Consider the following 21934-nt stretch of genomic DNA (forward strand, 5'->3'; position numbering starts at 1 on the left):
CTATCTCCCCGCGCTCAGATGACCTTGGCTTCCGACTTCAGCTTCTGTACCAGCGTGGCCACGTCCGGGACCATCTGGCCAGCGCTGCGCTTGGCCGGTTCGACGACCTTCACGGTCGACAGGCGCGGCTTCACGTCCACGCCGAGATCTTCCGGCTTGACGGTTTCCAGCGGCTTCTTCTTCGCCTTCATGATGTTCGGCAGCGTCACGTAGCGCGGCTCGTTCAGGCGCAGGTCGGTGGTCACCACGGCCGGCAGCTTGACAGACAGTGTTTCCAGGCCGCCGTCGACTTCACGGGTCACCGATGCCTTGCCATCCGCCACCACGACCTTCGAGGCGAACGTTGCCTGCGGCAGGCCAGCCAGCGCAGCCAGCATCTGGCCGGTCTGGTTCGAATCGTCGTCGATCGCCTGCTTGCCGAGGATCACCAGCTGCGGCTGTTCCTTGTCCACCAGGGCCTTGAGCAGCTTGGCCACGGCCAGCGGCTGCAGGTCTTCGGCGGATTCCACCAGGATGCCGCGATCGGCACCGATGGCCATCGCGGTACGCAGCGTTTCCTGGCATTGCGCCACGCCGCACGATACGGCAACCACCTCGGTGACGACGCCGGCTTCCTTCAGGCGCACGGCCTCTTCCACGGCGATTTCGTCGAACGGGTTCATGCTCATCTTGACGTTGGCCAGGTCGACACCCGAGCCATCCGACTTCACGCGGACCTTGACGTTGTAGTCCACCACCCGCTTGACTGCGACGAGTACTTTCATGCGCTCACTCCACTGATAGCTGATAGTCCAAAGTTTTGAATCGCTCGCCATTATAACCACCGGGGTGGCGGCGCTTTTGATTTTCGAACGATCGTACTATTTTATAGACAAAGAATTGCCGGGCATAGCCGGCAACTCGAAAAATCCCCACACATTGTGCCGCAGGATGCCCCGCGCGCCCAGTGTCTGGATGAAAACCCCTAGAACTTACCAGGCCGTAATGACCGATTCCTTGAAGGTGGTCTGCACGTACTGCTTGATTTCGGGCGAATGGTAGGCCTTCACGAGCTTGGCCACCCACGGCTTGTTCTTGTCGGCCTCGCGGATGGCGATCAGGTTCGCGTACGGACCCTTGGGGCCTTCGGTGGCGATGGCGTCACGCGTGGGCGACAGGCCTGCTGACTCGGCATAGTTGCCGTTGATCGCGGCAGCCTCGAGGTCGTCCAGCGAGCGCGGCAGCTGGGCGGCGTCCAGTTCCACGATCTTGATCTTCTTCGGGTTCTCGACGATATCCAGCGGCGTGGCCTTGAGGCCGGCGTCGGCGCGCAGCTTGATCAGGCCCTTGGCCTGCAGCAGCAGCAGGCCACGGCCGCCGTTGGTGGGATCGTTCGGCACGCCAATGCGGGCGCCCTGCTTCACCTGGTCCAGCGACTTGATCTTCTTCGAGTAGACGCCCATCGGGAACGTCACCGTGAAGGCCACGTGCGTGAACTTGTAGCCGCGATCCTTGATCTGGGCTTCGAGGTACGGCAGGTGCTGGTAGCTGTTGGCATCGAGGTCGCCAGCGGCCAGCGCGGCGTTCGGCTGGATATAGTCGCTGAACTCCACGAGCTGGATGTTCAGGCCGTCCTTGGCCGCCACTTTCTTGACCTGTTCCATGATCTGCGCGTGCGGACCACCGGTCACGCCCACCTTGATCGGCTTCTCCTGTGCGAACACGCCACCCGAAACCGCCACACCCAGCGCCAGTACCGCAGCGCTCTTCAGCACATTACGACGTTGCATTTCGATTTACCCCGTTTTCCCTGTAGAAACTAAAGAATCAGCGATGCCTAGCGGTGGCTGATCCGGCGGACAAGCCAGTCGCCGAAGCTCTGCACCGCCTGCACGAACACGATCAGGATCAGCACCACGGCGACCATGATCTCGGTGATATAGCGCTGGTACCCGTAGCGGATGCCCAGGTCGCCCAGCCCGCCGCCGCCAATGGCGCCGGCCATCGCCGAATAGCCAACCAGGCTTACGAACGTGATGGTCAGGCCCGCCACGATGCCCGGCATGGCCTCGGGCAGCAGCACCTTCCAGACGATCTGGCGCGTGGTGGCGCCCATCGACTGCGCCGCCTCCACGAGGCCCTTGTCCACCTCGCGCAGCGCCGCTTCCACCAGGCGCGCGATGAACGGCACGGCGGCGATGGTCAGTGGCACGATGGCCGCCGTGGTGCCGATCGACGAGCCCACGATGAAGCGCGTGAACGGAATCACCACCACCAGCAGGATGATGAACGGGATCGAGCGCACCGCGTTCACCACCACGCCGATGGTGCGGTTGAACAGCGGGTGGGACAGCACGCCACCGTTGTTGGTCAGGTGCAGCAGCACGCCCAGCGGCACGCCCAGCAGCGAGCCCACCACGCCGGAGATGCACACCATCAGCAGCGTCTCGTAGAACGACGAAAGAAAGAGGTCGAGCATTTCAGACCACATGTTCGAGCTCCTCCACCACTACGCCTTGTGTCTGCAGATAATCCATGGCCGCGCGCACGCTGGCCGGGTCCCCCGTGGCCATGATCGCCAGCGAGCCGAAAGCCTGGCCCTGGATCTCGTCGATATGGCCGTGCAGGATATTGAAATCGAGCCCATGCTGTCGGATGGCCTGCGCGAGCACCGGCTGGTCGACGTTGTCGCCCGTGAAGGCCAGCCGGTAGACGTGATCGCGGCCATTGCCGAGCCGGCTTTCCACGCGCTTGAGCACGCTGGCGGGTAGCTCCTGCGCGATCACGTCGCCGATCATGGCGCGCGTGACCTCATGCTGCGGCCGCAGGAATACGTCGATCACCCGGCCGGTTTCCACCACCTGCCCGGCTTCCAGCACGGCCACGCGGTCGCAGACCTGCTTGATCACTTCCATCTGGTGCGTGATCATCACGATGGTCAGCCCCAGTTCCTTGTTGATCTGCTTGAGCAGTTCGAGGATCGAGCGCGTGGTCTCGGGATCGAGTGCCGAGGTGGCCTCGTCCGACAGCAGCACCTTGGGCTTGCTGGCCAGCGCGCGGGCAATGCCGACGCGCTGCTTCTGGCCGCCGCTGATCTGCGCCGGAAAGCGGTCGCGCAGCGCGGACAGGCCCACCAGTTCGAGCAGCGGCTCCACCGTGGCGGCGATCTCCTGCTTCGACTTGCCCGCCAGTTCCAGCGGCAGCGCCACGTTGTCATAGACCGTGCGCGACGACAGCAGGTTGAAATGCTGGAAGATCATGCCGATCTCGCGCCGCGCGGCGCGCAGCGGCGCCTTGCCCAGCGCGGTCAGGTCCTGGCCGGCCACGATCACGCGGCCGCTCGTGGGCCGGTTCAGCAGGTTGATGGCGCGCACCAGCGTGCTCTTGCCGGCGCCGCTCCGGCCGATGATGCCGAAGACTTCACCGGCGGCGATGGAGAGGCTGACATCACGCAGCGCGTGCACTTCCCCCGACCCGCCGGGGAACCGCTGCGACAGCCCTTGCAATTCGATCATTGGAAAACGAAAAAACGGCAACAGCGCGGGGTCTCCTGCGTTGTTGCCGTACTTATTTTTATGAAGCCCGCATTTTATGCGATCCGCTTCATACCTCAAACGAGATTTTTACGATGGCGTTATGCGTTAGCGTCATATAGAACGCACGTAAATGACGCAAAAGTCATTTGCAGCGCAGGTCAAGCCTCCATCAGCACTTTGAGATGGGCCGATACACTGCGCGCCAGCGCGCTGAGGTTATAGCCGCCTTCCAGACAGCTCACGATGCGGCCCTGGGCGTGGGTCCGTGCCAACTGCACCAGTTGCTCCGTGATCCAGGCGTAGTCCTGTTCCACCAGCCCCATCTGTCCGAGGTCATCCTCGCGGTGCGCATCGAAGCCGGCCGAAATGAACAGCATCTCCGGCTTGAACTCGTTGAGGCGCGGCAGCCAGATCGTTTCCACCACCTCGCGTACGGCCATTCCGTTGGTATAGGCCGGCAGCGGGATGTTCGACATGTTGGTCGCCAGATGCTCGGTACCGCTGTAAGGATAGAAGGGATGCTGGAAGAAACTGCACATCATGACGCGGGGATCGTCGCGGAATGCCGATTCCGTACCGTTACCGTGGTGCACGTCGAAATCGACCACGGCCACGCGTGCCAGCCCGTGGGCCTCCAGCGCGTGGCGCGCCGCGATGGCCACGTTGTTGAAGAAACAGAAGCCCATGGCGCGGTCCGGTTCGGCGTGGTGGCCGGGCGGACGCACGCAGCAGAACGCGTTCTCGATCTCGCCGGCCATCACCGCATCGGTCGCCGCCACGGCCGCGCCGGCCGCATGGGTGGCGGCGGACAGCGTGTGGCAGTTCATCGACGTATCGGGATCGATCGGGAAATAGCCCGTCGAGGGGCTGTTGCCGCTCAGGCTGGCCACGTACTCGGGCCGGTGCACGCGCTCGATCTGGTCCTCGGTGGCGGCCGGGGCCTCGCGCCGGTCGAGCAGGCCATCCATCCCATGCGAAATCAGATGGTCCTCGATGGCCTGCAGCCGTTCCGGGCACTCGGGATGGAAATGTCCCATCTCGTGCAACAGGAACGACGGATGCGTGTAGTAGCCCGTTGGCATTGTCGTTTGCGGGTCAAGTTTGTCTCCAGACGTTACGTTAGCACAGGACGTGCCCGCGCTCAGCGCGCGCCGCGGGGCGTCAGCGGTAGCCCTTCCGCTATACTCGGACCCGACTTGCAAAGGACAACATGACCGACCAACAGCGCTCCCTGCGCCGCCCGCTGCTGGGCGCCGCACTCACCGCTGCCGCATTGGGACTGTGCGGCGTTTCTCCCAGCCTGCTTGCCGCCGGCAAGCGCCGCGTGAGCGTCCGGGAAGAGGAAATCGAACCGGGCCGCTACCAGAATCATCCGCATGCGCGTGCGTTCATCGACGAGATGGTGGCCCGCAACGGCTTCCCGCGCGCCGAACTCGAATCGTATTTTGGCCAGGCCGTGTACTCGGCAACCGTGTCGCGGCTGATCATGCCGCCGACGACGCCGGGCAAGAAAAGCTGGCGCGCCTATCGCTCGCGCTTCATCGAGCCAATCCGCATCAACGCCGGCGTCCGCTTCTGGCAGCAGAACCGCGAAACCCTGCGCCGCGCCGAGGCCGAGTTCGGCGTGCCGGCCTCGGTCATCGTCGGCATCATCGGCGTTGAAACGATCTACGGCCGGGACATGGGCACGTTCCGCGTGATCGATTCGCTGTCGACGCTGGCCTTCGACTATCCGGACACCCCCAACCGGGCCGCCCGCACCAAGCTGTTCCGAGACCAACTGGCCGACTACCTGCTCTGGTGCCGCGACACGAAGACCGACGTGTTCTCGGTGCTCGGCTCCTACGCCGGCGCGGTGGGCATTCCGCAGTTCATGCCCACGAGCCTGCGCGAGTATGCCGTCGACTATGACGGCGACCGCCATGTGGACCTGCGCAACAGCCCGACCGACGCGATTGGCAGCGTCGGGCGCTTCCTGCAGCTACATGGATGGGAGGCGGGCCGCCCGGTGGCGTGGCGCATTGCCAGCGACGCCGGCAGCCTGGGCGTGGCTGCGGCAGCCGCCGACGGCGAGCCGTGGCCGACCCGCACGCTGAACCAGCTCACGCGCGCCGGACTGCGCGTGGACGAGCCGATCGACCTGCAACGCGAAGGGGAAACCGGGGTATTGGTGGTGGATCTGCCGACGCCGGACCAGCCCGTGGAGTACATGATCGGGCTGCGCAATTTCTATGTGCTGACGCGGTACAACCGGAGCTTCTTCTACGCGCTGTCGGTGTACCAGCTTGGAGAAGCGGTGAAGGCGGCGATGGGCTGACGCCGGTGGAGATGTGCTCCCCTCTCCCGCAAGCGGCGGGAAAGGGGAAAGAACCCATCAAGCCGGAAACACGCCCGTCGATAGATACCGATCGCCCCGATCGCAGACCACGAACACGATCGTGGCGTTCTCCACTTCCTCTGCCACGCGCAGCGCCACGCACAGCGCGCCCGCCGCCGAGATTCCGCAGAAAATTCCCTCTTCCCGAGCCATGCGGCGCGCCATGTGTTCGGCATCGGCCTGCGTCACCGGCTCCTGGCGGTCGACCAGCTTGTCATCGTAGATCTTCGGCAGATAGGCTTCCGGCCACTTGCGGATGCCCGGAATACGCGAGCCCTCCGCGGGCTGGGCGCCGATGATCTGGATGGCGGAATTCTGTTCCTTGAGATAGCGTGACACGCCCGTGATGGTGCCGGTCGTGCCCATGGCGGACACAAAGTGCGTGATGCGGCCCTCGGTATCGCGCCACAGTTCGGGGCCGGTGGTCTCGTAGTGCGCGAGCGGATTGTCCGGATTGGCGAACTGGTCGAGGATAACGCCCTTGCCTTCGCGCTCCATGGCATCGGCCAGGTCCCGCGCGTACTCCATGCCGCCTTTGACCGGCGTCAGGATGATCTCGGCGCCATAGGCAGCCATGCTCTGGCGGCGCTCAAGGCTCAGGTCCTCGGGCATGATCAGCACCATCCGATAGCCGCGTACCGCCGCGGCCATGGCCAGCGCAATGCCGGTATTGCCGGACGTCGCCTCGATCAGCGTGTCGCCGGGCTTGATGCGGCCGCGCGCCTCGGCACGGCTGATCATCGACAGCGCCGGCCGGTCCTTGACGGAGCCAGCCGGGTTGTTGCCCTCGAGCTTGCCGAGAATCACGTTGCCGCGCGCCTCGATGGCGGCACCGGGAATGCGTTGCAGTCTGACCAGCGGCGTGTTGCCGATGGTGTCTTCAATCGTTTTATAGGCCATGGTGCGGGGTCGTCAGTATTCGTCGGCCATTGTAATCCACCCACCTTACCCGCACCGGGCGCCGGGCCATTCCGGCCCGGCCGGCCCGCGCCAATGACGCGGTGGGTCAGTGGGTCAGGCCCTGCTCCTCCTCCCGCCCCTTGCCGAGCAGGTGGTAGAGCAGGATGGCGCCAAACGTGGCGGTACCGATACCGCCCAGCGTCATGCCGCCGAGCTTCAGCGTCAGGTCGCCAGCGGCCACGGTCAGCGTGGCGCCCACGGTGATCAGGTTGCGCGAACTCGAGAAATCGACGTGGTTCTGCACCCAGATGCGCCCCGCCGTGGCCGAGATCAGGCCGAACACGACGATGGTCAGCCCGCCGATCACCGGACCGGGAATGGTCAGGATCAGCGCGCCGAACTTCGGCGAGAACCCGAGCAGAATCGCCACGGCAGCGGCCACGACGAAAATCAGCGTCGAGTAGATCTTGGTCACCGCCATCACGCCCATGTTCTCGGCGTAGGTGGTCACGCCCGTGCCGCCGCCCGAGGCGGACAGCATCGTCGCCACGCCATCGCCGATGAACGCGCGGCCGATGTACGGATCGAGATTGCGGCCCGTCATCACCCCGATTGCCTTGATGTGGCCCAGGTTCTCGGCCACCAGCACGATGGCCACCGGCGCTATCAGCAGCATGGCATTGAATTCGAACACCGGCGTGGTGAATTCCGGCATGCCGAACCAGCTCGCCGCCGCCACGCCAGAGAAATCGATGGCCTTGCCCATGCCCATCACATTGGTAGCGACGAAGTAAGCCAGGTAACCGGCCAGCCCGCCCAGCAGCACCGGCAGGCGTCCCAGCATGCCGGGCGCGCGCACCGCGATGAGGCCAACAGCCAGCACGGTCAGCAGGCCCACCCAGGTGTCGAGCGGCGCACCGCTGACGGCCTTCACGGCCACCGGCGCCAGGTTCAGCCCGATCGCCGCGACGATGGCGCCCGTGACCACCGGCGGCATCAGCTTCTCCACCCACGAGTAACCTACCGCCTGCACGACGAGCCCGATCACGGTGTACAGCGCCCCGGCCGCGATGATGCCGCCCAGCGCCACCGGAATATTCGGGTTGGGGCCGCTACCCGCATAGCCGGTAGCGGCAATCACCACGGCGATGAACGCGAAGCTCGAACCCAGGTAGCTCGGCACCCGGCCGCGCACGCACAGGAAGAACAGCAGGGTGCCGATGCCCGAAAACAGGATGGCGATATTGGGATGGAAGCCCATCAGGATCGGCGCAATCGCCGTGGAGCCAAACATCGCCACCACGTGCTGGATGCCCGCGAGCAGCGTCTGCCCGGCCGGCAGCCGTTCGTCGGGCCCGATCACACCCGTGGTCTTGAGCCGCCATGTCGGCAGGAAACTCCCGTCGTCGGTACTGTCCTGGCCATTCGCCATCTTGTTCTCTCCCTGTCAGCGGTACGCCCGTGCTGGTCTGTTGTGTCGTGTTGTGTTGTCATCGGCTCCGGCGGATCCCATGCGGGGCCGGAGCGGCGATGCGGATGATACCGCGCACCCTGCGCCGTGCAAAACGGCACCGGCGCGGCACCGATGCCAGCCAAGCACAACGCATACCAGGGTCGGTGTGTTGACCGCCCACACCCTGCGGGCAGGTCAGCGGGCGGCGGGCTTCTGGGCCGGCGCCTTCGCGGCCGGTGCCGGCGCAGTCTGGGCCGCCTGGGGCGCCGCCCGGGCCGGCGTTGGCGCGGCGGCCTTGCCGAAGGTCAAGCCTGCGGCTTCGAGGTTGGCTGCCGATTTCGGCCCCACGCCCGGCACGCGGTCCGCGAGGTCGATGGCGTCCTTGAACGCGCCGTGCTTCGTCCGCTCGTCGAGGATGCGTTTGGCGGTGGCCGGGCCGATACCCTTGACCGAGGTCAATGCCGACTCGTCGGCCGCATTGATATCGATCGCGGCGCACGCGGGGCCCATCGCCAGCATGGCCAGCGCGGCGCCGAAGGCCACGGCCACACGCCGGCAGCCGCCACGCGCGGCGTCGGCCATTTCGGACAGCAGGGATACGAACGTCTTTTGCATCAGGAACTCCTTTTCCGTTGGATTCAACCCGCCACCGGATGGCAGCGGGACGATCAGGATAGGAGTCCGAGCGGACGACAGAAACGGCCGGACACACAAGTTCACAACTCCCGCGCGCTTATGTGTCCGAACTGCAATAGGAGCGTTGCACTCCCAGAATTTCTACGAGATTCACGGGCGCAAAGCGACGGCCGGCGTCGCGCTCCCGCCACAGCATTCCGGCTCAGCTACGTTCCATCAGCCACTTGCAGTAACGCGTCACGCCTTCCTGCACGGTCAGGAACGGTGCGTCGTAGCCGGCCGAACGCAGGCGCGAGACATCGGACTGCGTGAAGCACTGGTACTTGCCGCGCAGCGCATCGGGAAACTTCACGTACTCGACCAGCCCTTCCTGCACCATCTCGTCGAGCGAGAGCGGCGGCTTGTCGTCAGCCTCGCGCAGCGCATTGACCACCGAGACGGCGATATCGTTGAACGGCTGCGAACGCCCCGTGCCCAGGTTGAAGATGCCGGACTTCCCGGGATGGTCGAGGAAGTACAGGTTGACCTTGACCACGTCTTCCACCGAGACGAAATCGCGGCTCTGCGTGCCCGGGGCGTAGCCGTTGTACTCGCCGAACAGCTTCACGGTGCCTTCGGCACGGAACTGGTTGAAATGGTGGAACGCCACCGAAGCCATGCGGCCCTTGTGATACTCGCGCGGGCCGTAGACGTTGAAATAGCGGAAGCCGACGATCTGTGACAGCGCCGACGGCAGGCGGCGGCGCACCACCTGGTCGAACAGGAACTTCGAGTAGCCGTAGACGTTCAGCGGCTTCTCGTACTCCCGGTCCTCGCGGAACATCGTAGAAGCGCCATAAGTAGCCGCCGACGACGCATACAGGAACTGCGTGCCCTGCTCCAGGCAGGCCTCCATCAGCGCCAGCGTGTAGCGGTAGTTGTTCTCCATCATGTAGCGGCCGTCGGTCTCCATGGTGTCGGAACACGCGCCCTCATGGAACACCGCACGGACACGGCCGAAATCGCCGCGCCGGAAGCGCTCCACGAACTCGGTCTTGTCGAGATAGTCGGCGATTTCGCAATCGACGAGGTTGTTGAACTTCTCGGCGCGCGTGAGGTTGTCCACGGCGACGATGTCGCTCTCGCCGCGGTCGTTGAGGCCCTTGACTAGGTTGCTGCCGACAAAGCCGGCGGCGCCGGTCACGATGATGGTCATGGCGGTATCTGGCTGTGGCGCGCCTCAGGCGGCGCCGAACAATTCGGAATAACTGACGACGGCGGTGCCGAGCTTGCCGACAACGATGCTGCCGGCGCGGTTGGCGTGCTGCACGGCTTCCTTGAGCGGCACGCCGGCGCCGAGCATGGCGGCCAGCGTGGCAATCACGGTGTCGCCGGCCCCCGATACATCATAGACTTCGCGCGCCTGGGCCGAGACATGGAGCACCTCGGCCTCGGTGTAGAGCGTCATGCCCTCTTCCGAGCGGGTCAGCAGCAGTGCTTCGAGCTGCAGGTCGCGGCGCAGGTTCTGCGCGCGGATCGTCAGGTCGGCCTCGGTCTTCCACGCACCGACCACGGCGCGCATTTCGGAGCGGTTCGGCGTGATCAGCGTGGCGCCGCGATAGCGCGAGTAGTCGTCGCCCTTCGGGTCGATCAGCACGGTCCGGCCGGCCGCGCGGCCGGCCTCCACCATGCGGCCCACGTGCGTGAGCCCGCCTTTGCCGTAGTCAGACAGCACCAGCACCTGGTAATCGTTGACCAGCGCGTTGTAGCGGTCCTGTACCGAAGCCAGCACTTCGCTGGCCGGGGCGTTCTCGAAATCCACCCGCAGCAGTTGCTGCTGGTGCGCCACCACGCGCAGCTTGATCGTGGTGTTCAGCGATTTGTCGTGGTGCAGGTAGGGCTGCACGTCGCTGGCGGCGAGCAGCGTCTCCAGCGTGCGGCCGGGCTCGTCGTCGCCGACCACGCCCAGCATGCCGACCCGCGCGCCCAGCGCCGCGGCGTTGCGGGCCACGTTGGCCGCGCCGCCCAGACGTTCGTCGCTGCGCTTGATCTGCACCACCGGCACCGGCGCTTCGGGCGAGATGCGGTGCACGTCGCCGAACCAGTAGCGGTCCAGCATCATGTCGCCCACCACCAGCACCTGGGCCTGGCGGATCTGCTCCAGCGGAATCGTGTTCTTGCTCATGAACTGTCCTTTACGGTGCCAACGGGATCAGGACGCGGCGTTGGAGCGCCCGATCGCGTGGTATTCGATGCCGGCCTGCGCCATGGCATCGGGTTCATAGAGGTTGCGGCCGTCGATGATGACCGGCGTCTTCAGCAGCTTGCGGATCTGCGCGAAATCGGGGCTGCGGAACACCTTCCATTCGGTCACGATCACGAGCGCATCGGCGCCGTCCAGCACGTCCATCTGCGCCTCGCAGAACTGCACCCGCGCCATGCCGCCGGGAGTGCCGGCCAGGTCCTGCTCGATCACGCGGCGGGCTTCGGCCATGGCCACGGGATCGTGCACCCGCAGCGCCGCGCCGCGCGACACCAGTTCACGGGCCAGCACGCGCGAGGGTGCCTCGCGCATGTCGTCGGTATTGGGCTTGAACGCCAGGCCCCAGACGCCGAACGTGCGGCCGCTCAGGTCCTCGCCGAAGCGGCGCACCACCTTGTCGCCCAGCACCTGCTTCTGGGCGTTGTTGACGCGCTCCACGGCCTCGAGCACGCGCATCGGCTTGCCGTGGTCGCTGGCGGTGCGCATCAGCGCCTGCACGTCCTTGGGGAAGCACGAGCCGCCGTAGCCGGCGCCCGCGTAGAGGAAGCTGTAGCCAATGCGCGGGTCCGAGCCGATGCCCAGGCGCACCAGTTCGATGTCGGCACCCACTTCGTCAGCCAGGTTTGCCAGCTCGTTCATGAACGAGATGCGCGTGGCCAGCATCGAGTTGGCGGCGTACTTGGTGAATTCCGCCGAGCGTACATCCATATAGAAGGTGCGTTCATGGTTGCGGTTGAACGGCGCGTAGAGCTGGCGCATGATCGCCTGCGCGTGCCGGCCGGACGCATCGGGCGCGCAGCCCAGCACGATGCGGTCGGGCCGCATGAAATCCTCGACGGCCGCGCCCTCCTTGAGAAACTCCGGGTTCGACACAACCGAGTACTGCAGGTCCTCCAGCCCCCGTGCAGCCAGTTCCTCGCGGATGGCCGCGCTGACGCGGTCGCCGGTGCCCACCGGGACCGTCGACTTGTCCACCACGACCTTGAAGCCGGTCATGTGCCGGCCGATATTGCGCGCGGCCGCCAACACGTACTGCAGGTCGGCCGAGCCGTCCTCGTCGGGCGGCGTGCCCACGGCGATGAACTGCACGTCGGCATGCTCGACGCTGGCCGCCACATCGGTCGAAAACGTCAGCCGGCCCGCCGCGCGGTTGCGGTCGATCAATTCCTTGAGGCCCGGCTCGTAGATCGGCACGCCGCCGGCGTTGAGCAGCGCGATCTTGCGCTCATCCACATCGAGGCAGAACACAGCATTGCCAAGCTCTGCCAGGCAGGCGCCGGTCACCAGACCCACATAGCCGCTGCCGATAATCGTGATTTTCATTGCTGAAGGTCCAGAACGGTGGCGTTTGCCTCAGATGACCTAGCCAAGCGCTTCGGAACGGCGTGGCGCATACGTCTCCCAGCGATTGCAGCCGGGGCATTGCCAATAGAACAGGCGCGCCCTGAAACCGCACTCGCGGCAGGTGTAGCGCGCCAGATTACGCGTGCGAAGTTGCAGAAGATCGCGGATGGCGGCGGTTTCCTGCGACTGGGCGTCGGGCGCGCCCGTGCCGTCCGCCGCCTGGCCCGCGGCCTGGGCTTCGAAATACCTGGTCAGCGCCAGCAGCGATGGCTGACGGCGCAGTTGCTCGCGCATCAGGGCCGTGGCCCCCTCCGGACCATTGACCTCGAGTTCGGTCTTGTACGCGGTATCGAGCAGTTCCGGCGCCAGGTTGCCCTTGAGCAGCCCCCGCAGCCAATCCAGCGCCTTGCCCTGCTCGCCCAGCGCGCCATAGGCCTTGACCACGCGGTCGGCCACCAGCGGCAGGTAGGCGGCATCCTGGCTCTCGATGGCGAGCCAGTGCTGCAGCGCGCCCGGCAGGTCGCCGGCGGCGGCCGCCACGTCGCCCAGCAGGATCGGGGCGCGCACGTTGGCGGGGTTTTCCTCGCGGGCGCGGCCCAGCCAGGCGATGGCGTCCTCGGGTTTTTTCTTCTGCAGCGCGTCCTGCGCCAGTTCGCAGCAGAACTGCGCGATCTGCACGCGGTAGTCCTTCTGTTCCAGCGTCTGCAGTTCCCGGGCGGCGTCGATGGCCTTGAGCCATTCCTTCTCGACTTCGTACAGCTCCAGCAATACCCGCTTGGCCGACGCCGCGTACGGCCCCGACATCAGCCGGCGCAGCGATTCCTCGGCGCGGTCGAGCAGGCCGGCGCGCAGGTAGTCCTGCCCCAGTTCATAGAGTGCGTGCTCACGTTCGGGCTCGGGCAGGTCAGGACGCGTGGCCAGGTTCTGGTGCACGCGGATCGCACGCTCGGTTTCGCCCCGGCGGCGGAACAGCGCGCCGAGTGCGAAGTGCAACTCCGTGGTCTCGGGATCGAGCCGGGCCACCTCGACGAAGGCGTCGATCGCCTGGTCCGGCTGCTCGTTGAGCAGGAAATTGAGGCCCTTGAAATACGAACGGGGCAGCGCGCCCTGCTCGCTGATCAACTGGCGCAGGTCGAACCGCGCCGCCATCCAGCCAAGGCCAAAGACAAGTGGCAGCGCAAGCAGCCACCAGGTTTCAAACATCATGGATCAGACTTTCGGGCCGACTACGTTATAGGGGACGCCCGGCTTGGCCTCTGGCGGCACGGGATCGACAGGCGCCGTTGCGGCGCGCACCTGGTTCAGGGCGCGGCGCAGCCGTGCGGCTTCCATGCGCTGGCGCATCAGGCCCGGCGCCACCGACGCCAGCGCCGCCAGAATGCCCAGCCCAAAGGCGGCCAGCAGGATCAGGATCAGCGGCGCATGCCAGACCGCGCCAAAGAACAACTGGAGGTCGGCATCGGCGGTATTGCGCAGCGCCAGCACGAACAACAGGACGAACAGGACGATGCGGAAGATCCAGGCGACAAGTTTCATGCGGTGAGGGCCATCGGAACGAGAGCGGAGACCCGGCCGGCAATTGCGCAGCGGGGCCCGGGCGACGGATTCCCGGCATTGTAGCGGAATCACTTCGGCCAAACGGTAACCATTGGTCGCTTATTCGTCGCTTTCGCGCATAGTTGGCCTCCATTACGGCGCCGTAACGGGGGCGTAAACGAAGAAAGGCGCTCCCGGGGGAGCGCCTTCCAGAGACTGCAGTACTTCAGAGCAGGCTACGAGCGGACCAGATTGAGCTGGCTATCCTCGTGCAGCCCCACCGAAGTGGACTGCACGGCGGACGATGCCGACATCGACCCGGCCTTGCCGTGCGACGCCTGGCCGTTGGCGGCCATGACGCCAGCCTGCGGCCCGGCCGGACGATCCACCCGTTCGCGCAACTCCTTGCCCGCCTTGAAGTGCGGCACCCGTTTCTCGGGCACCAGCACGCGTTCGCCGGACTTGGGGTTGCGCCCCACGCGAGGCGGCCGCCGGTTCAGACCAAAGCTGCCGAAGCCACGGATCTCGATGCGATGGCCATCGGCCAGGGCCTCGGACATCGCGTCGAGAATCGTTTTCACCGAGATGTCCGCATCCCGCAGCAGCAACTGCGGGAAACGGGCAGCCAGTTTTTCGACGAGCTCGGACTTGGTCATGGGCGGTCTCGCTGTTCGCGCGGCGCTCGGATATTACTGGTTGTCCTGGCCCAGCTTGGCCTTCAGCAGCGCGCCCAGGTTGGTCGTGCCAGCCGTGCCGGTGTCAGCCTGGAACTTCTGCATCGCTTCCTGCTGCTCTGCGCTGTCCTTGGCCTTGATCGACAGGTTGATGTTGCGCGACTTGCGGTCCACGTTCACCACCAGGGCGGTGATCTGCTCGCCTTCCTTCAGCACGTTGCGGGCATCTTCCACGCGGTCGGCGGAGATTTCCGAGGCGCGCAGGTAGCCTTCGACGTCGTCGGCCAGCTGCACCACGGCACCCTTCGGATCAACGGCCTTGATCACGCCATTGACGAGCGAACCCTTGTCGTTGGCCGAGATGAAGTTGTTGAACGGATCGCCCGACAGCTGCTTGATACCCAGCGAGATGCGTTCCTTGTCGACGTCGATGCCCAGGACGACAGCTTCCACTTCGTCGCCCTTCTTGTACTTGCGCACGGCTTCTTCGCCCGACTCCTGCCACGACAGGTCCGACAGGTGCACCAGGCCGTCGATGCCGCCCGGCAGACCGATGAACACGCCGAAATCGGTGATCGACTTGATCTGGCCCGACAGCTTGTCGCCCTTCTTGTGGTTGCGGCTGAAATCGTCCCACGGGTTGGCCTTGCACTGCTTCATGCCCAGGCTGATACGACGCTTGTCTTCGTCGATATCCAGAACCATGACTTCGACTTCGTCGCCCAGCTGGACAACCTTCGACGGGGCCACGTTCTTGTTGGTCCAGTCCATTTCCGACACGTGGACCAGGCCTTCGATACCGGCTTCGATTTCCACGAATGCGCCGTAGTCGGTCAGGTTCGTGACCTTGCCGAACAGGCGCGTGCCTTGCGGGTAACGGCGCGAGATGCCCACCCACGGATCTTCGCCCAGTTGCTTCACGCCCAGCGAGACGCGGTTCTTTTCCTGGTCGAACTTGAGGATCTTGGCGGTGATTTCCTGGCCAACCGACAGCACTTCGCTCGGGTGGCGGACACGGCGCCAGGCCAGGTCGGTGATGTGCAGCAGGCCGTCGATGCCACCCAGGTCCACGAACGCGCCGTAGTCGGTGATGTTCTTGACGATACCGTTGACGATCGCGCCTTCCTTCAGCGTTTCCATCAGCTTCTGGCGCTCTTCGCCCAGCGTGGCTTCCACCACGGCGCGGCGCGACAGCACGACGTTGTTGCGCTTGCGGTCGAGCTTGATGACCTTGAATTCCAGGGTCTTGCCTTCGTACGGCGTGGTGTCCTTGATCGGACGCACGTCGACGAGCGAACCGGGCAGGAACGCGCGGATGCCGTTGACCATGACGGTCAGGCCGCCCTTGACCTTGCCGGTCACGGTACCCGAGATGATCTCGCCGTCTTCCAGCGCCTTCTCGAGGTTCAGCCACGATGCCAGGCGCTTGGCCTTGTCGCGGGAGAGAATCGTGTCGCCATAGCCGTTCTCGAGTGCGTCGATGGCCACGGAGACGTAGTCGCCGGCCTGCACTTCGAGTTCGCCCTGGTCGTTCAGGAACTCCTCCACCGGCACGAATGCCTCGGACTTGAGGCCGGCGTTGACGACCACGAAGTTGTGGTCGATGCGCACCACTTCAGCGGAAATCACTTCGCCAGCCTTCATGTTGGAGCGGGCGATCGATTCCTCGAACAGTGCGGCAAAGGATTCGTTAGTTTGCAGGTCGGACATAAACGTAGTTAGCAATCCGCAATACAGTGGCCGGCACGACTATCGCGCTCAGTCTGCCAGTGCAGCGGGGTTAGGTTGCAATGCACCGGACATCGGATCCTTCCGAGCCGTCCGGGCTCCAGCGGTGCTGCAGCCCGCCTGCCGTTATCGCGCTTCAATGCGTTGCGCGCACGGCGGCATACCACTCCAGCACCTGCGTCACCGCCTCGTCCACCGTCATTTCAGAGGTGTCCAGGCGCTGCGCATCCTCTGCGGGACGCAGCGGCGCGGCGGCACGGGAACGGTCCCGCGCGTCGCGCGCCTCGAGGTCACGCAAAAGGTCTTCGATATTAGCAGAAATACCCTTATCAATCAATTGTTTATAGCGCCTGCGGGCGCGCGCCTCCACGCTGGCCGTCAGGAACACCTTGAGGCGGGCCTCCGGGAAGATCACGGTGCCCATGTCGCGGCCATCCGCCACGAGTCCCGGCAGCTTGCGGAAGCCGCGCTGGAGTGCCGTCAACGCATCACGGACCGGCTGGTGCACCGCCAGCGCCGACGCACGGTTGCCAATCGCCTCCTGGCGGATCAACTGGCTGACTTCCTCGCCGGCCAGCCATACGCGATCCGGGCCAAACTTTACGTCGAGGTGCAAAGCCGTCCTGGCAAGGGTGTCGACGTCCTGCACGTCCACATTGGCACGGTCGCTGGCCAGCGCCACCAGCCGGTAGAGCGCGCCGCTGTCGAGCAGGTGGAAGCCAAGGGCATCCGCCACCTTGTGAGCCACCGTGCCTTTGCCAGACGCGGTTGGCCCATCTATGGTGATGACGTCGATGATAGTCATTCTTTATTAATTAGCTTGAAACTATTGATTTCCGAACTTGATGTCGAATCGATATGATGGGTGCCATGGTTGCGTGGCAACGGCGCCTCCCGAAGTCGGCGCTCCCCACAAAAGACGCTGCGCAACCATCCAGAATCAGGCAGCGGCCGGCGTGCGCGCCTACCGCGCCACCCCGGCAAACACCGGAAAGTAATCCGGGAACGTCTTGGCCACGCAGCCCGGTTCGTTGATCCGGACCGGCAGCGGTCCAAAAGCGGCCAACGAGAAACACATGGCCATCCGATGATCATCATAGGTGCCAATCCCGTCGGCGGGGGTCTGCCAGGCCGATGGGGATGAAGGGGGCGTCACTTTCAGGTAGTCAGCGCCCTCTTCCACCTCGGCGCCAAGCTTCCGGAGTTCGGTTGCCATCGCGGCGATGCGGTCGGTTTCCTTGACACGCCAGCTGGCGATATTGGTCAGCGTCGTGGTCCCCTCGGCGAACAGGGCGGCCACGGCCAGCGTCATGGCGGCGTCGGGAATGTGGTTGCAATCGAGTTCGATGCCGTTCAGCCGGCCATCGTCGCGCTCGGTGCCGCGCACCTCGATCCAGTTGTCACCAGCCATCACGTTGGCGCCCATGCGGTTCAGCGCGTCGGCGAAACGCACATCGCCCTGGATGCTCGACAGTCCCACGCCCTCCACCCGCACCGGGCCGCCACCGATGGCGCCGGCCGCAAGAAAATACGATGCGGTCGAGGCATCGCCCTCGACATAGATCTCGCCCGGCGAGCGGTACTCGGCGCCGGCCGGCACGAAGAACCGCTCCCAGCCCTGCCGCTCCACCACGATGCCGAAGCGGGCCAGCAGGTTCAGCGTGATCTCGATGTAGGGCTTCGATATCAGTTCGCCCACCACCTCGATCTCGATTCGCCCCGACGGCGCCGCCGCCATCGGCAGCGTCATCAGCAGCGCGGTCAGGAACTGGCTCGACACGTCGCCGCGCACGCGGATCGGCGCGTCGATGCGGATGTCGGCCGGGCGGATCTGCAGCGGCGGATAGCCGGGCGTGCCGAGGTAGTCGATCGCGGCGCCCACCTGCAGCAGGCCATCGACGAGATCGCCGATCGGCCGCTCGTGCATGCGCGGCACGCCGCTGACCTTGTAGCTGCCGCCCTGCAGCGCCAGCGCGGCCGTCAGCGGCCGGATGGCCGTGCCGGCATTGCCCATGAACAGGTCGGCCGACTTGTTCGGAAACTGGCCGCCGGCACCGGTGACGATGCAGTCTCCGCCCTCGCGCCGCCACGCTACCCCTAGCACCTTGAGGGCGTCGAGCATGACGCGCGTGTCGTCGGAATCGAGCAGGTCGCGCACGCGGGTCTCGCCCGTGGCCAGTGCCGCCAGCAGCAGCACGCGGTTGGAAATGCTCTTCGAGCCGGGCAGGCGCACCGTGCCCGATGCGCGGGTCAGGGGTCCGAGGGTCAGATGTTCCATGGTCTTGGCAGCATGCCATCGCGCCCGAGGACGCGGCGGCTTTCAGGGTTCTACGTTATGGAGGGCGTTGGCGCGGGCAGCACCCCATTTCAGGCGCGTGTCGCTGGCGCGCTTGAACACGCGTTCCAGCGCGTCGCCGTCGCCGGCCTTGATCTGGGTCTTGAGATAGCCGAGCACCGCCTCGTAAGTATCGATCTCGCGCAACAGGGCGTCCTTGTTGGCCACGCAGATGTCGCGCCACATTTCGGGCGAGGACGCCGCGATCCGGGTGAAATCGCGGAAGCCGCCGCCGGCAAAATCGAGCTTCAGCGGGCCGTCCTCGGCGTTGGCCACCTGCGCCACCAGCGCGTAGGCCAGCACGTGGGGCAGATGGCTCACCGATGCGAATACCGCGTCGTGCTGCACGGCGGACATCACGTGGCAGTCGGCACCCGCCGATTCCCACATGGCGCGCACGGCGGCCACGTCGGTCCGGCTGTTCTCCTGCAGCGGGCAGAGCACCACCTTCTTGCCAAGGTACAGGTCGTTGAGCGCCGCCTCCACGCCGTTCAGCTCGCGCCCGGCAATCGGATGGGCCGGCACGAACTGGGCGACCTTGTCGCCGAGCGCGGTCTTGGCCGCCATGATCACGTCGGACTTGGTACTGCCGGCGTCCGTGACGATGGTGCCGGGCTCCAGGTGCGGCTCCAGCGCATGGAGCAGCGCGAAGTTCTGGGCCACGGGCGCGCACAGCACGATCAGGCTGGCGCCGCGCGCGGCGTCAGCCAGCGACGTGGCGGCCTCGTCGATCACGCCGAGCCTGACGGCCTTTTCGAGCGAAGCCGCCGTGCGGCCCACGCCGACCACGGTGCCCACCACGCCGGCGCGCTTGAGCGACAGCGCCAGCGATCCGCCGATCAGCCCGACGCCGACGATGACCACACGGGAAAAATGCAGAGCGTTCACGGGTTCAGACCTTTCTTCACTTCAACGCCTGCTCGAGCGCCGCGATGCACGCGGCGTTCTCGTCCGGCAAACCGATCGTGATGCGCAGCCACTGCGGCAGGCCGTAGTTGGCTACCGGGCGTACGATCACCCCTTGCCTGAGCATCGCCAGGTTGACACGGGCGCCCGCGCCATCGTCGGTGCCCACGCGCACCATCACGAAATTGCCCGACGATGGCACGTATTCCAGCCCCAGCCGCTCGAACGCCGCCACGAGCTGGGCCTTGCCGTCCCGGTTCAGCGCGGCGCTGCGGGCCAGAAAGTCCTCGTCTCCGAGCGCGGCCACCGCCGCGGCCTGGGCCAGGCTATTGACGTTGAAGGGCTGGCGCACGCGGTTCAGCAGATCGGTCAGCGGCGGCTGCGCCACGCCGTAGCCCACGCGCAGGCCGGCCAGGCCGTAGGCCTTCGAGAACGTGCGCGAGACCATCAGGTTCGGATACTTCCGCACCCAGGCCACCGATTCATACTGCTGCGCCGGGTCGAGATACTCGTTGTACGCTTCGTCGAGCACCACCACCACATGGGGCGGCACCTTCGCCAGAAACGCCTCGATCTGGGCGGCCGTCACGAAGGTGCCGGTCGGATTGTTCGGATTGGCGATGAATACCAGCTTGGTGTCCGGGGCAATCGCGGCGGCCATCGCGTCGAGATCGTGCCCGTACTGGCGCGCAGCCACCTCGATGGCACGCGCGCCCACTTCCTGCGTGGCCAGCGCGTACACCGCGAACGAATACTCGGCGTAGACGATCGATTCGTCAGCCCGCACCAGGGCGTGCGCGGCCAGCTCCAGAATGTCATTGCTGCCGTTGCCGAGCGTCAGCCATTCGGCCGGGACATCGTATTTTTCCGAAAGCGCGGCCTTCAGCGCGAAGCCGTTGCTGTCCGGGTAGCGTCCCAGGTCTTCCACCGCCGCCGCAAGCGCGGCCCTGGCCGACACCGGCATGCCGAGCGGATTCTCGTTCGACGCCAGCTTGACGATGCGCGCCTCGTCGAGGCCGAACTCACGCGCCACCTCGGAAATTGGCTTTCCTGCGATGTACGGCGAAATCCTGCGCACGTAGGTCGGGCCGAAGTAGTCGGCCGCCTTGCCCTGCTCTGCCATGGTGTCTCCCCTGCGTGTCACTTGCTCGACGGATACGAGCCCAGCACCTTCAGATACGCGGCGTTGGCGCGCAGCATCTCGATGGCCCGCGCCACGGACGGGTCGTGCTGGTGGCCTTCCACGTCGACATAGAAGTAGTACTCCCAGGCACCGCTGCGCGCCGGACGCGACTCGAAGCGGCACATCGACACGCCGTTCTCGGCCAGCGGCGCCAGCAACTGATAGACCGCGCCCGCCTTGTTCGGCACCGACAGGATCATCGACGTCTGGTCGCTGCCCGAAGGCTCGGTTTCGTAGCGGCCGATCACCGCAAAGCGCGTGCGGTTGTGCGGATCGTCCTGGATGTGCGTGCGCACCATGTGCAGGTGGTAGCGGTTGGCCGCCGTCTCGCCGGCGATTGCCGCCACGGTGGGGTCCTCGCTGGCCATGCGCGCCGCCTCGGCGTTGCTCGATACGGCCTGGCGCTCCAGGTGCGGATAGTTGGCCGTCAGCCAGTGCTGGCACTGGGCCAGGGCCTGCGCGTGGGCGCGCACCACGGTCACACCCTGCATGTCGGGCGTCGCCGCCATCAGGTTGTGGTGCACCTTCAGCGCGATCTCGCCGCTGATCTTCAGCGACGTCTGCAGGAACAGGTCGAGCGTGCGCGACACCGCGCCCTCGGTGGAGTTCTCCACGGGCACCACGCCATACTCGACGGTGCCGGCTTCCACCGCGCGGAACACCTCGTCGATGCTCGGGCACGGCACGCCCGACACTTCATGGCCGAAATGCGCGTAGAGCGCCTGCTCGGAGAACGTGCCAGCCGGGCCGAGGAACGCGATCTCCAGCGGCTTCTCCAGCCCGCGGCAGGCCGACATCACCTCGCGCCAGATCGACGCCACGCTTTCGCCAAGCAGCGGGCCGGGATTGGCGCCCTGCACCTTGCGGATGACTTGCAATTCACGCTCGGGACGGAACACCGGCGCGCCGTACTTCTTCTTGACCTCGCCCACGTCGAGGGCCAGTTGCGCGCGGCGGTTCAGCAGCGCCAGCAGTTCACGGTCGACGGTGTCGATCTGGTCGCGCAGCGGCGCCAGGTCGGCCGACAGCGCCTGCTCCTGGGGGCTCGGTCCCGGCGTGGAGCCGTTGGCGTCGGGCTTGTCTTGCTGTGTCATATCAGGGCCTG

Annotated in this window: 21 protein-coding genes; 1 reads left to right on the plus strand and 20 read right to left on the minus strand. The window is 65.7% G+C overall.

Translation table 11 applies throughout. The annotated features are described in order from the left end of the window. Positions 1-14: 14 nt before the first annotated feature. From EV147_RS09365 to EV147_RS09385, 5 genes are all read right to left on the minus strand, one after another. Positions 15-764 carry an electron transfer flavoprotein subunit beta/FixA family protein gene (locus EV147_RS09365; protein ID WP_130390802.1) on the minus strand — a complete coding sequence of 250 codons (750 nt, stop codon included), beginning with the start codon at positions 762-764 and terminating at the stop codon, positions 15-17. A gap of 207 nt (positions 765-971) precedes the next feature. Then, entirely contained in the window at positions 972-1769 is a 798-nt protein-coding gene (locus EV147_RS09370) for a MetQ/NlpA family ABC transporter substrate-binding protein (RefSeq protein WP_130390803.1), read from the minus strand. Between the two features lie 47 nt (positions 1770-1816). Beyond that, entirely contained in the window at positions 1817-2470 is a 654-nt protein-coding gene (locus EV147_RS09375) for a methionine ABC transporter permease (RefSeq protein ID WP_130390804.1), read from the minus strand. After that, on the minus strand, positions 2460-3494 hold the full coding sequence (locus EV147_RS09380; RefSeq protein WP_130390805.1) for a methionine ABC transporter ATP-binding protein: 1035 nt from the start codon (positions 3492-3494) through the stop codon (positions 2460-2462). Before EV147_RS09380 ends, EV147_RS09375 begins: the two co-directional genes overlap by 11 nt. Before the next feature lie 179 nt (positions 3495-3673). Continuing rightward, on the minus strand, positions 3674-4597 hold the full coding sequence (locus tag EV147_RS09385) for a histone deacetylase family protein (protein ID WP_130390806.1): 924 nt from the start codon (positions 4595-4597) through the stop codon (positions 3674-3676). A gap of 128 nt (positions 4598-4725) precedes the next feature. Between EV147_RS09385 and mltB the strand changes: the two genes are divergently transcribed. Continuing rightward, entirely contained in the window at positions 4726-5832 is a 1107-nt protein-coding gene (mltB, locus tag EV147_RS09390; protein ID WP_130390807.1) for a lytic murein transglycosylase B, read from the plus strand. 57 nt (positions 5833-5889) lie between these two features. Here mltB and cysM read toward each other — a convergent pair whose 3' ends face one another. From cysM to pheA, 15 genes are all read right to left on the minus strand, one after another. Further along, positions 5890-6792 carry a cysteine synthase CysM gene (gene cysM / locus EV147_RS09395; RefSeq protein ID WP_130390808.1) on the minus strand — a complete coding sequence of 301 codons (903 nt, stop codon included), beginning with the start codon at positions 6790-6792 and terminating at the stop codon, positions 5890-5892. Positions 6793-6898: 106 nt separating this feature from the next. Next, positions 6899-8224, minus strand: coding sequence for a solute carrier family 23 protein (locus tag EV147_RS09400; RefSeq protein WP_130390809.1), 1326 nt, complete (start codon positions 8222-8224; stop codon positions 6899-6901). 216 nt (positions 8225-8440) lie between these two features. Further along, on the minus strand, positions 8441-8860 hold the full coding sequence (locus EV147_RS09405; RefSeq protein WP_130390810.1) for a ComEA family DNA-binding protein: 420 nt from the start codon (positions 8858-8860) through the stop codon (positions 8441-8443). Between the two features lie 223 nt (positions 8861-9083). Next, complete coding sequence (rfaD, locus tag EV147_RS09410) at positions 9084-10076, minus strand: ADP-glyceromanno-heptose 6-epimerase (protein ID WP_130390811.1); 993 nt, start codon at positions 10074-10076, stop codon at positions 9084-9086. A 24-nt stretch (positions 10077-10100) separates the two neighbouring features. Next, positions 10101-11045 (minus strand): D-glycero-beta-D-manno-heptose-7-phosphate kinase, encoded by a 945-nt coding sequence (rfaE1, locus tag EV147_RS09415; protein ID WP_130390812.1) that lies wholly within the window; start codon positions 11043-11045, stop codon positions 10101-10103. Positions 11046-11072: 27 nt separating this feature from the next. Beyond that, positions 11073-12446: a UDP-glucose dehydrogenase family protein gene (locus EV147_RS09420; RefSeq protein ID WP_130390813.1), complete on the minus strand. Its 1374-nt coding sequence runs from the start codon at positions 12444-12446 to the stop codon at positions 11073-11075. A 39-nt stretch (positions 12447-12485) separates the two neighbouring features. Then, positions 12486-13673, minus strand: coding sequence for a lipopolysaccharide assembly protein LapB (gene lapB, locus EV147_RS09425; RefSeq protein ID WP_130390814.1), 1188 nt, complete (start codon positions 13671-13673; stop codon positions 12486-12488). 3 nt (positions 13674-13676) lie between these two features. Next, entirely contained in the window at positions 13677-14003 is a 327-nt protein-coding gene (locus EV147_RS09430; RefSeq protein ID WP_130390815.1) for a LapA family protein, read from the minus strand. A 236-nt stretch (positions 14004-14239) separates the two neighbouring features. Continuing rightward, positions 14240-14659, minus strand: a complete 420-nt coding sequence (locus EV147_RS09435) for an integration host factor subunit beta (RefSeq protein ID WP_130390816.1) — start codon at positions 14657-14659, stop codon at positions 14240-14242. Between the two features lie 33 nt (positions 14660-14692). Further along, positions 14693-16387, minus strand: coding sequence for a 30S ribosomal protein S1 (gene rpsA / locus EV147_RS09440; RefSeq protein ID WP_130390817.1), 1695 nt, complete (start codon positions 16385-16387; stop codon positions 14693-14695). A gap of 154 nt (positions 16388-16541) precedes the next feature. Then, positions 16542-17210, minus strand: coding sequence for a (d)CMP kinase (gene cmk / locus EV147_RS09445; protein ID WP_130390818.1), 669 nt, complete (start codon positions 17208-17210; stop codon positions 16542-16544). Positions 17211-17369: 159 nt separating this feature from the next. Further along, positions 17370-18683, minus strand: a complete 1314-nt coding sequence (gene aroA, locus EV147_RS09450) for a 3-phosphoshikimate 1-carboxyvinyltransferase (protein ID WP_130390819.1) — start codon at positions 18681-18683, stop codon at positions 17370-17372. Between the two features lie 42 nt (positions 18684-18725). Next, complete coding sequence (locus EV147_RS09455; protein WP_130390820.1) at positions 18726-19628, minus strand: prephenate dehydrogenase; 903 nt, start codon at positions 19626-19628, stop codon at positions 18726-18728. A 16-nt stretch (positions 19629-19644) separates the two neighbouring features. Beyond that, positions 19645-20769, minus strand: coding sequence for a histidinol-phosphate transaminase (gene hisC / locus EV147_RS09460; RefSeq protein ID WP_130390821.1), 1125 nt, complete (start codon positions 20767-20769; stop codon positions 19645-19647). 17 nt (positions 20770-20786) lie between these two features. Next, positions 20787-21923, minus strand: a complete 1137-nt coding sequence (gene pheA / locus EV147_RS09465) for a prephenate dehydratase (protein WP_130390822.1) — start codon at positions 21921-21923, stop codon at positions 20787-20789. Between the last annotated feature and the right edge of the window lie 11 nt (positions 21924-21934).

The sequence above is a fragment of the Cupriavidus agavae genome (assembly GCF_004217045.1).
GTDB classification, from domain to species: Bacteria; Pseudomonadota; Gammaproteobacteria; order Burkholderiales; family Burkholderiaceae; genus Cupriavidus; species Cupriavidus agavae.

What these genes read in the sequence shown, in the direction of transcription:
- EV147_RS09365 (WP_130390802.1), bottom strand. Translation starts at nt 764, where the DNA reads ATGAAAGTACTCGTCGCAGTCAAGCGGGTGGTGGACTACAACGTCAAG.
- EV147_RS09370 (WP_130390803.1), bottom strand. Translation starts at nt 1,769, where the DNA reads ATGCAACGTCGTAATGTGCTGAAGAGCGCTGCGGTACTGGCGCTGGGT.
- EV147_RS09375 (WP_130390804.1), bottom strand. Translation starts at nt 2,470, where the DNA reads ATGTGGTCTGAAATGCTCGACCTCTTTCTTTCGTCGTTCTACGAGACG.
- EV147_RS09380 (WP_130390805.1), bottom strand. Translation starts at nt 3,494, where the DNA reads ATGATCGAATTGCAAGGGCTGTCGCAGCGGTTCCCCGGCGGGTCGGGG.
- EV147_RS09385 (WP_130390806.1), bottom strand. Translation starts at nt 4,597, where the DNA reads ATGCCAACGGGCTACTACACGCATCCGTCGTTCCTGTTGCACGAGATG.
- mltB (WP_130390807.1), top strand. Translation starts at nt 4,726, where the DNA reads ATGACCGACCAACAGCGCTCCCTGCGCCGCCCGCTGCTGGGCGCCGCA.
- cysM (WP_130390808.1), bottom strand. Translation starts at nt 6,792, where the DNA reads ATGGCCTATAAAACGATTGAAGACACCATCGGCAACACGCCGCTGGTC.
- EV147_RS09400 (WP_130390809.1), bottom strand. Translation starts at nt 8,224, where the DNA reads ATGGCGAATGGCCAGGACAGTACCGACGACGGGAGTTTCCTGCCGACA.
- EV147_RS09405 (WP_130390810.1), bottom strand. Translation starts at nt 8,860, where the DNA reads ATGCAAAAGACGTTCGTATCCCTGCTGTCCGAAATGGCCGACGCCGCG.
- rfaD (WP_130390811.1), bottom strand. Translation starts at nt 10,076, where the DNA reads ATGACCATCATCGTGACCGGCGCCGCCGGCTTTGTCGGCAGCAACCTA.
- rfaE1 (WP_130390812.1), bottom strand. Translation starts at nt 11,045, where the DNA reads ATGAGCAAGAACACGATTCCGCTGGAGCAGATCCGCCAGGCCCAGGTG.
- EV147_RS09420 (WP_130390813.1), bottom strand. Translation starts at nt 12,446, where the DNA reads ATGAAAATCACGATTATCGGCAGCGGCTATGTGGGTCTGGTGACCGGC.
- lapB (WP_130390814.1), bottom strand. Translation starts at nt 13,673, where the DNA reads ATGATGTTTGAAACCTGGTGGCTGCTTGCGCTGCCACTTGTCTTTGGC.
- EV147_RS09430 (WP_130390815.1), bottom strand. Translation starts at nt 14,003, where the DNA reads ATGAAACTTGTCGCCTGGATCTTCCGCATCGTCCTGTTCGTCCTGTTG.
- EV147_RS09435 (WP_130390816.1), bottom strand. Translation starts at nt 14,659, where the DNA reads ATGACCAAGTCCGAGCTCGTCGAAAAACTGGCTGCCCGTTTCCCGCAG.
- rpsA (WP_130390817.1), bottom strand. Translation starts at nt 16,387, where the DNA reads ATGTCCGACCTGCAAACTAACGAATCCTTTGCCGCACTGTTCGAGGAA.
- cmk (WP_130390818.1), bottom strand. Translation starts at nt 17,210, where the DNA reads ATGACTATCATCGACGTCATCACCATAGATGGGCCAACCGCGTCTGGC.
- aroA (WP_130390819.1), bottom strand. Translation starts at nt 18,683, where the DNA reads ATGGAACATCTGACCCTCGGACCCCTGACCCGCGCATCGGGCACGGTG.
- hisC (WP_130390821.1), bottom strand. Translation starts at nt 20,769, where the DNA reads ATGGCAGAGCAGGGCAAGGCGGCCGACTACTTCGGCCCGACCTACGTG.
- pheA (WP_130390822.1), bottom strand. Translation starts at nt 21,923, where the DNA reads ATGACACAGCAAGACAAGCCCGACGCCAACGGCTCCACGCCGGGACCG.